At 36.5% G+C, this 13,562-nt stretch carries 13 protein-coding genes and 2 tRNA genes; 6 read left to right on the top strand and 9 right to left on the bottom strand.

Annotated features, from left to right (window positions below):
- Positions 1 to 366, bottom strand: coding sequence for a BlaI/MecI/CopY family transcriptional regulator (locus ESY88_RS07410; RefSeq protein ID WP_147086226.1), 366 nt, complete (start codon positions 364 to 366; stop codon positions 1 to 3).
- A gap of 125 nt (positions 367 to 491) precedes the next feature.
- Between ESY88_RS07410 and ESY88_RS07405 the strand changes: the two genes are divergently transcribed.
- Positions 492 to 1,868: a M28 family peptidase gene (locus tag ESY88_RS07405; RefSeq protein WP_147086227.1), complete on the top strand. Its 1,377-nt coding sequence runs from the start codon at positions 492 to 494 to the stop codon at positions 1,866 to 1,868.
- Between the two features lie 79 nt (positions 1,869 to 1,947).
- Here the strand turns inward: ESY88_RS07405 and ESY88_RS07400 are convergent, their stop codons facing one another.
- Positions 1,948 to 3,336, bottom strand: coding sequence for a dipeptidase (locus ESY88_RS07400; protein ID WP_147086228.1), 1,389 nt, complete (start codon positions 3,334 to 3,336; stop codon positions 1,948 to 1,950).
- A 227-nt stretch (positions 3,337 to 3,563) separates the two neighbouring features.
- On the opposite strand from ESY88_RS07400, the gene ESY88_RS07395 reads away from it, so the two are divergent.
- Positions 3,564 to 3,645 (top strand) — tRNA-Leu (locus tag ESY88_RS07395).
- A 393-nt stretch (positions 3,646 to 4,038) separates the two neighbouring features.
- Here the strand turns inward: ESY88_RS07395 and ESY88_RS20940 are convergent.
- From ESY88_RS20940 to ESY88_RS07380, 3 genes are all read right to left on the bottom strand, one after another.
- Positions 4,039 to 4,353 carry a PD-(D/E)XK nuclease domain-containing protein gene (locus ESY88_RS20940; protein ID WP_262713093.1) on the bottom strand — a complete coding sequence of 105 codons (315 nt, stop codon included), beginning with the start codon at positions 4,351 to 4,353 and terminating at the stop codon, positions 4,039 to 4,041.
- Between the two features lie 116 nt (positions 4,354 to 4,469).
- A complete protein-coding gene (locus tag ESY88_RS07385; protein WP_147086230.1) occupies positions 4,470 to 5,252 on the bottom strand; it encodes a nucleotidyl transferase AbiEii/AbiGii toxin family protein in 783 nt (260 codons plus the stop codon).
- 36 nt (positions 5,253 to 5,288) lie between these two features.
- Positions 5,289 to 6,287 (bottom strand): type IV toxin-antitoxin system AbiEi family antitoxin, encoded by a 999-nt coding sequence (locus tag ESY88_RS07380; RefSeq protein WP_147086231.1) that lies wholly within the window; start codon positions 6,285 to 6,287, stop codon positions 5,289 to 5,291.
- A 552-nt stretch (positions 6,288 to 6,839) separates the two neighbouring features.
- Here ESY88_RS07380 and ESY88_RS07375 point away from each other — a divergent pair.
- Positions 6,840 to 6,921, top strand: a tRNA-Leu gene (locus ESY88_RS07375).
- A 415-nt stretch (positions 6,922 to 7,336) separates the two neighbouring features.
- Here the strand turns inward: ESY88_RS07375 and ESY88_RS07370 are convergent.
- The 3 genes from ESY88_RS07370 to ESY88_RS07360 form a co-directional block, all read right to left on the bottom strand.
- On the bottom strand, positions 7,337 to 8,215 hold the full coding sequence (locus tag ESY88_RS07370; protein ID WP_147086232.1) for an adenine nucleotide alpha hydrolase family protein: 879 nt from the start codon (positions 8,213 to 8,215) through the stop codon (positions 7,337 to 7,339).
- A gap of 139 nt (positions 8,216 to 8,354) precedes the next feature.
- Positions 8,355 to 8,624 (bottom strand): universal stress protein, encoded by a 270-nt coding sequence (locus tag ESY88_RS07365; RefSeq protein ID WP_147086233.1) that lies wholly within the window; start codon positions 8,622 to 8,624, stop codon positions 8,355 to 8,357.
- Between the two features lie 210 nt (positions 8,625 to 8,834).
- Positions 8,835 to 9,869, bottom strand: coding sequence for an IS630 family transposase (locus tag ESY88_RS07360; protein ID WP_147086234.1), 1,035 nt, complete (start codon positions 9,867 to 9,869; stop codon positions 8,835 to 8,837).
- Positions 9,870 to 10,028: 159 nt separating this feature from the next.
- Here ESY88_RS07360 and ESY88_RS07355 point away from each other — a divergent pair, with 159 nt between their 5' ends.
- From ESY88_RS07355 to ESY88_RS07345, 3 genes are all read left to right on the top strand, one after another.
- On the top strand, positions 10,029 to 10,796 hold the full coding sequence (locus tag ESY88_RS07355; protein WP_147086235.1) for a DUF6577 family protein: 768 nt from the start codon (positions 10,029 to 10,031) through the stop codon (positions 10,794 to 10,796).
- Entirely contained in the window at positions 10,789 to 11,898 is a 1,110-nt protein-coding gene (locus ESY88_RS07350) for a nucleotidyl transferase AbiEii/AbiGii toxin family protein (RefSeq protein ID WP_147086236.1), read from the top strand. The genes ESY88_RS07355 and ESY88_RS07350 overlap by 8 nt, the downstream gene beginning before the upstream one ends.
- 169 nt (positions 11,899 to 12,067) lie before the next feature.
- Positions 12,068 to 12,715, top strand: coding sequence for a hypothetical protein (locus tag ESY88_RS07345; protein ID WP_147086237.1), 648 nt, complete (start codon positions 12,068 to 12,070; stop codon positions 12,713 to 12,715).
- Positions 12,716 to 12,917: 202 nt separating this feature from the next.
- On the opposite strand, the gene ESY88_RS07340 is transcribed toward ESY88_RS07345, so the two are convergent.
- Positions 12,918 to 13,544 (bottom strand): HmuY family protein, encoded by a 627-nt coding sequence (locus tag ESY88_RS07340; protein WP_223270758.1) that lies wholly within the window; start codon positions 13,542 to 13,544, stop codon positions 12,918 to 12,920.
- Positions 13,545 to 13,562 lie beyond the last annotated feature (18 nt).

Raw genomic sequence — 13,562 nt, 5'->3', positions numbered from 1 at the left:
TCATTTGTTTTTGATTTCAGAATCGATCAATCGTTTCAAATCTTCAAGTTCTTCTTTTGACAAATCGGTTTCTTTGGTAAAAAAGGAAGCGAATTGAGAAGCGCTATCGTTAAAGAAGGTTTTGATCATGGCATTGACGTATTTAGAAAAATAGTCTTTCTTTTGGACCAAAGGGTAATATTCCCGTGACTTACCGTAGAGCTTATAGGCAACAAAACCCTTACCAATCATGCGTTTCAAGAGTGTGGCAACGGTAGTGGTGGCAGGTTTTGGATTGGGATACGCATCCAGAAGATCTTTCATGAAAGCCCGCTCCCTTTTCCAGAGGTACTGCATGAGCTGTTCTTCGGTCTTTGATAATTGCATTGCTCTACGTTTTTAGAATTAACTCTACAAATGTAGAACAAAAAATCGGATTTATTTGCATTGACCCAAAAATTTTTATCCAAATGCAGTATATTTGGACAGCATAATTGCAAAATAAACTCCAAATGAAAATTTTATTACATCTAGTTCTCCTTCTTTTTTTAGGGAGCTTAACGGTATCTGCACAAAGCATACAGGATCTTATAGACCAAGTGAATATTGAAAAATTAGAGACCATACTCAATGAGTTCTCAGGTGAGCAATCCAGTAGCGTCAATGGCAATACCGTCACGATTTTAAACCGGCAACAGGCAAATAACGAGCTTGCTGCCGATTATTTAGTCGAACGTTTATCGGCCATGGAAAAGCTGAGCATCACAGACCAGGCCTTCAACACCAACGGGCGCAATATCATCGCGACCCAAGTGGGAACTGTGAATCCCGAGTCTGTTTACATCGTCTGCGCCCATTATGATAGTACGGCCAATTATTGTGCCGATGATAATGCCACAGGAGTCGCCGCAGTCTTGGAGATCGCCAGGATTCTTTCTACCCAATGTTTAGAGAACACCATTGTATATGCACTTTGGGACGAAGAGGAAATTGGTTTGTTGGGCTCGGCGTACTATGCCGCTCAGGCTGCTGCCAATGCCGATGCTATTTTGGGGGTTTTAAATATAGACATGATGGGCTATGATGGGGATGCCGTAGGTACACCCGGTGACAATCAGTTTGATATTGACTACCGTGATATCGCTGGTTCTACAGCTATGAAAAACGATATTATTTCGGTTTTGAATACCTATACCTTTGATTTAAAGGTCGTGGAGGTCAATCCAGGCACCTATTCCAGCGACCATTCTAGTTTTTGGGATCAGGGCTATTCTGCACTTTTAGTGGGTGAGTCTTGGGAGACCAATGACCAAACGCCTTTTTACCATTCGTCTGCCGATAGGGTGGCGACGCTGGATCTGCCTTATTTTCATGAAATGGTCAAATTGGTTTTGGGCTACATGGTAACCAAAGCTGAACTCGTTGCGTTTGAAAACGGGGTAACCTCAATGAATGGTTTATTGACAGCAACTCAAAACGCCTCTAATTATCAATGGATCAACGTGGAAACCAATACACCAATTTTGGGAGAAACCAATCAAAGTTTCACACCCTTAGCCAACGGCATCTATGCAGTAGAAATTTCTTTGGGCAGTTGCACGGAACAAAGTGAGCCAATCGTTGTTGATAATTTGGGCGTCAATACGCTTTCTACGGAAGACATTCGTGTGTATCCAAACCCTGTGAATGATGAGATTCGTCTAAGTTATTCCGAAAACTTTGAATCACTCAAGCTGAAGTTATATGATGTTTCAGGCAAATTGGTCAAAGAAGAGACACTATCAAATTCAAAGTCCCGATTAAGCATCAAGAGCTTGCCTAAAGGCATTTATTTTCTCAAGGTGGTTGCTTCAGAAAAATCTGGAATCTTTAAGATCATAAAAGAGTAAGCCTGCCTTCCGAAGAAAAAAAAACCATGCTTTTAAAACGAAGATGTTCTTGAAGCATGGTTTTTATTTTAGACAATCATTACTTGCTCAGCTCAGTGAAATACTTGTAAAACAGAGGAATGGTTTCAATACCCTTGAAATAATTCCAAAGTCCGAAATGTTCGTTGGGTGAGTGTATGGCGTCACTGTCAAAACCAAAGCCCATCAAAATGGTTTTGCTTTGCAGCTCTTGTTCAAATAAAGACACAATTGGGATACTGCCGCCACCGCGTTGCGGAATTGGCGTTTTACCAAAACTATCAAAATAGGCCTTAGAGGCTGCCTGGTAGCCAATCCCATCAATAGGTGTGACGTAACCTTGACCACCATGATGAGGTCTTACTTTTACGGTTACACCAGCAGGAGCGATGCTTTCAAAGTGTTTTTTAAAGAGTTGGGTAATCTCTTCCCAATCCTGATGAGGCACCAAACGCATGGAAATTTTCGCAAAAGCTTGGCTCGGGATAACTGTTTTTGCACCCTCGCCAGTATAGCCACCCCAAATCCCGTTGACATCTAAGGTGGGTCTAATGGAGTTGCGCTCGTTGGTGGTATAGCCTTTTTCGCCAGACACGGAGTTGATGCCTATTGATTTTTGGTAGGCTTCAAGATTGAATGGTGCTTTGGCCATTTCTGCGCGTTCTGCTTCGGTAAGCACTTCCACTTTATCATAAAATCCAGGAATGCTTATATGGTTGTTTTCATCGTGCAAAGAGGCAATCATCTTGCTGATGATGTTGATTGGGTTTGCCACCGCACCGCCGTACAATCCGGAATGTAAATCCCTATTGGGACCGGTAACCTCTACTTCCACATAACTCAAGCCACGCAAACCGGTGGTAATTGAAGGCACATCTTTGGCGATCATTCCAGTATCTGAAATGAGAATCACATCGTTCTTGAGTTTCGCGTGGTTATTTTTCACAAAGTTGGCCAGGTTGACACTACCCACTTCCTCTTCGCCTTCAATCATGAATTTCACGTTGCAGGGCAGTTGGTTGGTCTTTGTCATATATTCCATGGCCTTGACGTGCATGTACATTTGACCTTTGTCGTCACAGCTTCCGCGGGCAAAGATGGCGCCTTCGGGATGTAGTTCTGTTTTTTTGATGATAGGGTCAAAGGGTGGGCTATTCCATAAATCCAACGGATCTGGTGGTTGCACATCATAATGCCCGTAAACCAAGATTGTGGGTAATTTTGGATCGATCATTTTTTCGCCATACACAATGGGATGCCCAGGGGTTTCGCAAATTTCAACGCTGTCGCAACCTGCTTTTTCCAATTGCTCCTTTACAACTTGGGCGGCGTTCTTGACATCTTCATTATAGGCAGAGTCGGCACTTATAGATGGTATTTTCAACAGATCTATCAATTCGTCTATAAAACGCTGTTTATTTTCTTCAATATAGGGTTTTGCACTTTTCATGTTTCATATTTTGTAGAGCCCTCAAGGTACAAAACAGCGCGGAAACAAAGTGAGTTATGAAAGGATATGGAAAGGGTTTAACTTACATTTAAGAGATTATTCAATTTTCTGAAAAGATATTGTTTTAAATTATAAATCTTGTTTATATTTGCATCCGCTTAAGCGACTTGCGCTTGGGCTGTCTAATCTTCAAAATTAGTTTTGAAGTTTGTTTTCACTAAGAGTCTGCGGGCGTGGTGGAATTGGTAGACACGCTAGACTTAGGATCTAGTGCCGCAAGGTGTGGAGGTTCGAGTCCTCTCGCCCGCACAAAAGGATAAGCCGACTTTAACGAGTCGGCTTTTTTGTTTTGGTGCAACAGAGGTGCAACATTTTGCTGTTTTTGAAAGTTCCTTTTCATTTCATGTCAATTAATACCAAATGGCATCCTATAAATTTTTGTCTAAGGTAAAAGATAATCTGATAATTAGAAGGCACTGGTTTGATTCCAGTTCCGGCTACAAGTAAAATGGAGCCTTTGCAGAAATGTGAGGATTTTTTAATGGGTGGGTTATAAAGTAGGTAAAACAAATATGTTTATTTTAAGACGATCACGGCTACATCAAATGTTTTATTTTTGATTGTTTGATTGCCGTTTAAATCATAAAAGTTAGTTCTGTCTTTTGTTTTGTCTTGTGGGTCATGAATAAAACAGGCTAGATATTACATCCATTGGCAAACATGATAAGATTGAATGTCTTCCTTCAATTGTTTAATGAATTTACTTTCATCATTGTCGCTCTCTTTTATCATTTTTACTTCAATTAAGATTTTTTCTTGGCGAAGAATTAAATCTATTTTTGTGGAAGTTGCACCTACTTTTGGTACTGGGTCTTCAGCTTTCATATTAGGAAATACTGGTTTTAACATTACGTATAAGACGTCCTGAACATCATATTCATCTTTAAATTGGAAGGCATCTTTACCTTTTCTTCTAGATTTTATCTGCTTAATAGCTTCTGGGAAATTATCTATAATTTGTTTTACAAGGTCTAAGATGACATCTTAATTAAATAGAAAGTAACTTAAAGCAAGGCTTGTAATGACATTGTGTCACAGTAGGCATAAATGTAAATAGAAAGAAGAATACTATACTATTTTAGATTATCCATCAATCCTGCCCGAAATTCTTTAAGCAATTGCACTGCATACTCTAAATCCCAATCTTTATTTTTTACCCATTCTTTTGCAATTGCGGAGTTTTCTGCATCATCTACATTATCATTTATGGTGTTTAGGATTCGTTCTTTTATAGCTTCAGAAACATTTAAGAATTCACTGGAATTTCTTCCTAAAACTCTTGCAGATATTTTTAGTTGGTCGAAAATTTCTACTTCCGTGAATGTGTCATTATGATGCTCCAAGATGTTGTCGTAATTTAGGTCGAAGTAATGCTCTATAATTCTCAAAACATCATAGAGGTCGTTATCTCTGTCTTCTGGTCTGTCGCTCCAAGCAATAAGTTTTAAAATGACCATTCCTGCCAGCGATGGAATTTGTAGGGACTTTTCTTCTATTTGAACTGTTTCCGGTTTTTCTAATACTTCACTAAAACCTAGAACATGCAAATCCGTATAGCGTTCATTAAAGTTTACTGTAAACTTTTCTTCAATTTCGCCAAATGGCATTAAATCAATTACAATGTTGAATTTGTCATTGTAGAGCGTCCAAGGAGCTTCTACTTTGTTAAATCCATAGTTGCTTAATTCCTTTACAATGGATTCAAATTCTTGAATAGAGGATACCATGATCGCAAAATCAATGTCTTTTGTTCCTCTACTTGGTTTAATGCCGCCTTTCAATAATTCTAAAGCTACTGCACTTGCGCAATTAAATAATAAGGCACATTTAGTTTTATCATTACTGTATCTATACAATCAAAAACTTCTTTGAAGTAAGGTATTGCTAATTCCTTATAGGTTTGGTTTGATGCGCTCATTCAAAATTATGTTTGCGGTTTCTTTGCTTCTTTTATCATTACCAATCATTAGTTCGGCATAAACTAGTTCTTTGGGTGCTGTAGTCTCATTAAATTGTCCGTTCCAGAAAAGGTCATAGGCCCATATATTTCCATTATCATCTGGGATTAATCTGTAGTTGAGCATTAAGTCTTTGACAGTCTCTTTGGTGTATAGAATAAATTTTTCTGGGCGTAAATGGTTGGTTAGTATATCCCCAGCTGGTTCGCCTCCCCAGACTGTTTTTTCTTGATTTAATTGGATGGCTCTCCAATCTTGAATTTCATTCTGAAAGCGAAAGCGTTGTTTGAAAAGCGTAGGTTTTAATGTTTGTTCAAATTCAGTAATCCATTTATTAAGAAGTGCCTCATAATCATTTATGATGTATTCATTCTTATTCAATCTTAAGATAAAGTTTGTTTTGAGTAGTCCATGTATAATTAATGGAATATTTCCCAACGCCACGTTTGTAATTGCTGCAATGTCTCTTTGTGTATCATTGATTAATTGCGGATTCAATAAAAAATGAAATATGACTTTAAGTCCGGTTTTGGTAAATGCTCTGTTACCTTTATCTTTTTTAGTTTTAATGGTCTTATTGGTGTCTATATATAGAAATACGTCATTGTGATTGATATAAACATTCCCATTGCCTTCTATATAATTCACGTTATTCTCACGAAGTTCTTCCTTTACTTTTGGAAATAGTTTTTCGGCAACCAATAAGAAATTTTGGAATTCTTTGTTGTAATGAAGTATATTTTGCAATTGATGATTCTTTACGTCTTTTTTAATCTCAACTAAATATAAGGTGGTCTTGTTATTTAAAGTCATCTTCAATTCTCCATCTATAACCATATCTATAACGTCAACAATAGGTTTCCAGTCCCAAGTCATTGGGATATCTTTTTCTAAATTATGAATTGCATTATTGAAAATATCGAAATTAGTCATTGCCAAAATCTATTTTGTTCATTATTTTTAAACGTTCATTATTCGTGAACATAATTAAAGTGTGAACAAATATAATAAGTTTTCTTGGAATTCAATAGAAATCAATCAGCACATTCCCTTTCATTTTGCGAAAAGCTTCATTACAGGAAAAGAGTTTCATTACCTAGTCTTGGACGCAACCTCAAAAATTAAATCTATTAATAGTAAAATCATACACCGCATAATTTTTGTGGTTGAGGCCGCTAAAGAATAGTCAGTTGCAGCTCCCTTTTCTTCCAAAGATTTAAAATTTAAAGGAGACAGACAGCATAATAGGGCTCGTGCCTCACTCTTTTTAAAAGTCTTTACTCATTTAAATTTTATGTGGTTCACATCGAAAGTGTAACAGCGACGGCTCTATGGGAAGTAAATGAAACCATTGATTGACCAAACCTATTTCATTTTTGGTCAATTCGTTCCGACACTGAAATTTAAAAAAAGAAACACTTTGTGTATAATAGGTAAAATCATTTTTAGTGCTTAACCTAATAAAAGTCTAGTTGTTTTTAAAATGCGGGCGTGGTGGAATTGGTAGACACGCGAGACTTAGGATCTAGTGCCGCAAGGTGTGGAGGTTCGAGTCCTCTCGCCCGCACAAAAGGATAAGCCGACTTTAACGAGTCGGCTTTTTTGTTTCGGTGCTTTTTGCCTTTCATCCAGCGACGTCGTTGGCAATGAGCAACATAATATTGGGCATCTTATTTTCGGCAGCCTCAATTACCCTGAGCAGTATTTTCATCTAAGCCATTAACCACTTGATGTATTAAGCTTTTTCCAAAATCGAATTTTAGACACAATCGTTGGTGTGGGATTGTCATATCTAACTATGGTTTTTTTTTGCCTACTTGGGGATTTTTGTATTCAGATGTGAAACAAGATAGTGCAATCAGGCGCAGTCAACAAGAAATTCATCTGGTCTGAGTACAATTGCAATGGTTGTTTTCATTAAGTACAAATAGGCCTAAATTAACTTCGTCGATGAAATGGGATTGAAAAATCCGTAAAATTGATCATTTTAAGTGAGCAGCATTCTTTTTCAAAGTACCTCCAATAAAATTGAAAATTTCTGATTTGAAGTGCTGAAAATCATTTTTACTTTCTTCCACTTCGCTTTCAACATTAGCGTGTTTGAAATCGAAATCGCTAATAATGGTATCTATATCTGATTTCATCACTGTACCGAGTAGGTTTTCATGGTTCCCTACAAGCTGCTTTAACTTTTCCGTGCGAATTTTATGGTTCTTTAATTGTTGTAAATACTGCTGAATGCGTTCAAACATATCAGGAATATTCTGCTCATAAATGTCCGCATTAAGCAACTGTTCCATAAAGTTGATTTCATGTTCTGTAAACTGTAAATCAGCTTTCCAACGCTGAATGTGCCAATGCAGTTTTTCTATTTCTCGGTCGAGAACGCTGGGTTTATTTTGCATTTTTTTCGGTTTTAAATTGCGATCTTTCAGTACAAGTACAGGCACTTTGGAATGATATCCAAGTTCCTCTACCAAGAGCGTAGAAAACAAACTGCGAAAAAAGCTATGATTTGGGTTTACAAAAGCAACCATATCGCACTTACGGAGGTCGATAAATGCATTAATTCCTGTATGGACACTCATACCTTCCATTTCATGAAAACTATGATCAACATCTTTAAAAAGGGTTTCTAAAAACGCTTTGTTTCCTTGTTGTGCCTCGTTCAATTTTCTCGATTCCTTAATGTGTAATATTTGTATAGAAGAATTATGTAATTGAGCGATATCAATAAGATATTTGAGTTCCCTTCGTTTAAAAGATATTTTATAATTCGTTGGAAATACAATTTTTTTAGGTGTTGTATAGCTGATGTCTTCAGGTATTGCCAGCACTGGACATGCCAATATGTTTTCCATGATATTTATGGTCTTCATTCCAAAAACTACGGTTCTTGAACTGGTTGTACCCTTATTGCCCATAATTATGATATCAATGTCTTTTTGTGCGATTACATCTTTAACAGCTTTTAGTAAATTATCGTTAGTAATAATGGTATTATAGGTATGTTTTTGGATTATCGGGATGCAAGCGAATCATCTTCATCAGTTTTTCAAACTCTTTTTCTGATTTCCGTTTTTCAATTTCATGGGATTCCTGAAACGCCTCTGGATTATAGGGCGGATTGTGCATAGAATAACCCTCTAATTGGTAGGCGTGTAGAAAATCAAAATTGCACTTACGGTCTGAATAAAGCTTCAATGCATAACGAACGGCATTGAAGGCGTTCTCTGAAAAATCTGTAAGTAATAATATTCTCTTGTCCATTGCGCTATATTTAAGATGTTTTGAAATTTAGGATTCCTCTACAACCCTTGAAATGACAGTGGTCAGTACTTAAAGGAAAAATCGAGAAAGAAATCTTTTATTATTGTCATTCCTATCGAATAAGCACCAATTATAAAGTATGTAGGAGTCGAATTCTATTGGTGTTCATTGAGGTTTTGTTATTAACCTCGCATCAATATAGTTTTAATTTTATGCAGCATATTTAATGCTTTCATGTTTAAAATATTTTGCCACCCTAGCGCTATCATTTCGAAGCATATTCATGTGGTTTTTCAAATTTTCTTTCATTTCGTCCTGTGTTTTAGGAGCTGGTTTGTCAGAGAGTCCATATTTTAAATCGCAGTTTAGATATTCATCAGGGTTTCTCTCAGGAGAGTAGGATGGCAAGTAGAACAATTCTATTTTTTCGATATGCTCTGTCACCCATTTTTTTACAATTTTACTATGATGAACCCTTAAGTTATCAAGGATTAAAAACACTTTATTTTCTTGATATTTGATGAGCTGCTTTAAAAATTGAATTAAAATATCGGAATTCATATTTTCTTTACAAATCATAAATTGAACCAAGCCTTGATTGGTAACTGTCGAAACCATGTTGATTGAAAATCGCTTTGACAAATGCTTTTTGACAGGGGTTCTGCCTTTGGGGGCGCATGAGCGTCTGTGATGATTACTATTTTTCACACCTGTTTCATCTCCCCAATGAATGGTTGCTTTTTCTTGTTTTGCTTTCTCTTTTATAGCTGGATATTCTTCATCTAGCCACTTTTGTACCTTCTTCGAGCATTGTTCATAAGCTCTCTTTTTTGGCTTTTGAGGTGTAAAACCCCAGGCATTGAGATAATTACCAACAGCTCTTCTTCCTATTACAATTTGAAACTCTCTTTCTATGAGATCCCTTACTGCTCTTGTTGTCCATAAAGCGTAATCTAACTTTAATTGATCTGGCATCACATCGGTAATCATTTCTTGTATTTCTTTTTCTTGATATAAATTGAGTAGCTTTTTGTTTTCCGATTTAGCACCTCGCTTTTGATAGGATAAAGAGGTATTCCCTTCTTTTTGATACAGTTTCCACCAATCTCTAACAGTATTAACATGAACACCATAAAACAAGGCTATTTCCTTTTTCTTATCTCCTCGTTTTATCATTTTTATGGCATCTCTTCGAATGATGCCTCTTTCTTGGTCAGATACGCTCCTAAAATCTGTTTTTGTCATCAAATAAAGATAGTGAAATCTTTTAATAATTAAATAACTATTGATTCTAAGTCAATAACCATTTCAAATAATTACCACTTTATCAACATAGTGGTAATAATTTGTTTTCAAATATTCGCCACTTTTTCTTATTTTTGACAAAGTTTTGATATAAGTAGTATGCCAAAGATTATAGAAAATAAGATTATAGAAGTGTTTAAGGAGCGAAGTTCCTTTGATAGGGATGAGCTATATCACTTTTATCTGGACTTTGAACCAGACTTGAAAGAAAGCACTTTTAGTTGGCGAATTTATGACCTTAAGAAAAAAGACATTATCAAAACCATTGGGCGAGGATTGTATGTTATATCCGCTAAACCCAAGTACAAACCTGTTCTAACGGAAAATGTACTGAAAATAGCTCGTAAAACTACCAAGAGATTCGAGGATATTACATACTGCATTTGGGAAAGCCAATGGCTAAACGAGTTTACCCGACACCAAACATCCAATCAAATGATAGTCGTGGAAGTGGAAAAGGAATTTACAGAATCACTTTACTATTTTCTAAACGATTCACTACGAATGGATTTTTTCTTGAATCCAGGTGAAAAGGAAATCGAGTTCTATATTTCTGAAAGTACTGTGCCAGTCGTTATAAAACGACTAGTTACAAGAGCCCCAATAAGTAAACTAAAAGACAAAAAAACAGTTGTTCCCATTGCGACACTTGAAAAAATAATGGTAGACCTATTTGCAGATGATAATTTGTTCCATTTTTATCAAGGTTCTGAACTCATATACATTTTTGAAAGGATACTAGACCGCTACAGTATTAATCTTACAAAGCTCTTCGGCTACGCAAAAAGACGTAAAAAAGAACAAGAAATCAAACAATTTATAAGCAAACACATTCCGAATTTTTTAGAAGGAATCCAATATGATTGATAACAAAAGTTTCAAAAAAGAATGGTTGGATAGTTTCCGGGCAAAAAAAGAGCACAAATCCATTAACGTGACCATTCTGGAAAAAATGGTTCACGCTCTTTCTTTATTGGAACATTTAAAAATTGCAGAACTTGACTTTGTGTTTAAAGGTGTAACATCGCTTGTGCTTTTGCTTAAAGAAGGCAATCGATTTTCAATTGACATTGATATTATTTCGAGCGTTGAACGTGAAAAATTAGAAGAAATTTTAGAAGTTGTTGTTGCAAACTCACATTTCAAAAGACACGTTTTGAACGAACGCAGAAGCTACAAGGAAGGTGTGCCAAAGGCACATTACACTTTTGAGTTTGATTCGGTTTACAATCCAAATGTTCCTGGAACCATTCTGCTGGACATTCTTTTTGACAGTCCGCATTATCCTGAACTTATAGAATCTGCCATAGAAGTGTCTTGGCTTTCGGTCGATGGAACTACAACGACGATTTCGACACCATCAGTAAATTCCATTTGTGGCGACAAACTTACTGCCTTTGCACCAGAAACTATCGGCATTCCATATTACAAACAAGACCAGCTTTTTGCAATGGAAATTTGTAAGCAGTTATTCGATTTGAGAAAACTGTTTGAAAATATTACCGATATAGCAATAGTAAAGAAAAGCTTTTCAGCTTTTGCAAAAGCAGAACTATCCTATAGAAGTTCTGATGAAGATTTCAACAAAAGAAATATTACAGAAACAGAAGTGCTGTTGGATTCCATAAATACTTGCGCTATAAATTCCAAAAGGGAACGAAATTCCACCGCTGAAACAAAAAAGAAATTTGAGGATTTAAACCGTGGTATTCGCAGTTTTGGTAGTGCATTTCTAATGACGGGACATTTTAGGATAGAAGAAGCAATGGCAGCTTCTGCCAGAGTCGCTTATTTGAGTGCAATACTATTGCAGCCAAAAGTTAGCGAAATTGAATATTATGAAGGACAGGACATAAGCGAACTTACTATTGAAAATGAAGAATGGGTATACTTGAACAAATTGAAACGCCAGCCGGATAAGTCCATATTTTATTATTGGTATAAGGCGGTAGAATTATTATTAATATGAAAAAAGAAGAACGGTTAAAACAAAAATAGTTGAATTCAGAAACCTATACCACATAGAACCGCCAGGTGTTTCGCGACAAATTCTATCGCACCCAATTAATGAAACCGAAGCTATTGAACTCGCAGTATTTCAAGAGCATCGTTACGCATTCTTCTATTGGAACAAATGGATGCGGAAAAATGAAGGTGCTAATCCACCCTGTTTAGTTTCTTTAGATTGGCATCAGGATTTATGTTATCCCTGTGAAGTAGAAAAAGAGTGGTTGCATGATTTAGATTTATTCAGTGATGGGGACGTTTCTATTTTCTCTTGGACGAAACTTGCAGGAAATAATGATGGTCATATTCTATGCGCTGCATACCTAAATATTATTGGAGATATATACGTGCATTGTAGACAAGAACCATTTCCAGACTCGTGGAAAGACGAAGAATTGATAGATAAATTAGGGAATGTGCATACTATTAAGATATTCAAAACCTACAAGGACTTACAAAATGCACTATTAAGTTCTTCAGAAACATCTGTATTTTTTGATATTGACCTAGACTTCTTTTCAGTAAAGAATGGTTTGAGTGATGATTCTTTTATATTTTCCTATCTACAAGAAGAGGAAATAAGAAAAATGTTGGACAAGGATAATCCATTAATTCATTGGGTATTTGAACGACTAAAGGGAATTACCATTGCTACAGAACCCGAGCATTGTGGTGGACTATTGAGGAGCAATAAGTTTCTTGACTTAATCAGCGATATCTATTTCGACCCAGAATTATTCGCCCCTAAATGTAATTGGAAGTGGAAACCTAAATATTGATTTAAGATTGAATTGATAACTAAATCCATTCAGCCCATTCCCCTGCATCTTGCGAAAAAATTATATTTTGGAAAAAGAGTTTTCTACGATTGCCTTGGACACCATCCCAAATTTCCATTGCGCTAAACCTACTGATATATAAACAAAGCCCATCCATTACAGATGAGCTTCATTAGCAAACTAACTCAAACTTAAAATCGTCCTATTCAAAAGAGGTCTCGCCCGCATTTGGATTGTACACGTAATTAAAGGTGTAATGACGCCCATTTGCAGGAGTAGAATTGTCTTGGTCTTTATAATAACTTAAAATTTCAACCTTTGCATAATTACCATCACGAGTTCTAAATACTAACATCTTACCAGGAATAGGCATAATTATATTATTCATAAAGTCGTAATTATACCATCCATTATCGCTTCCTGTTGGGATTGCAAATCCTGAAGCGGTATCCTGAGCAAATGTCAATCCATCGGCAGTATTAATGCTGTCAAAAGTTCCAGTTACAATGCTCGCACCAGCATCGCCATTTCTTGTAGGTTCATCATTTGTGCCTGTAGTAGTTCCACCATTTACGGCAATAGTCGTGCCTCTAAAGGCAATGTCCCACTCTGTATCGCTGGTAGTTTCTGCGCCAGTTTTAAAATCGAATTTTGTAAATGGCCCACCTTCATCTTGTCCAGTACCTTGACCACCGGTTTGAGGTGCAAAAAGATTGCTTACTAATTCTGCTTGAACTGGATCTGGTGTTGGCGTATTATCATCGTCGCTGGTGCACGACGTAAATCCTATAAATAATACTGCTAATGTTAGTGTTTGTAATGTTTTCATTGTTGTCATTTTGTTTGT

Origin of the sequence: Subsaximicrobium wynnwilliamsii (assembly GCF_007997225.1) — a bacterium.
Classification (GTDB): Bacteria; Bacteroidota; Bacteroidia; order Flavobacteriales; family Flavobacteriaceae; genus Psychroserpens; species Psychroserpens wynnwilliamsii.
Note: the sequence above shows the minus strand (reverse complement) of the source record. Positions and strands in the feature narration are given on the sequence as shown.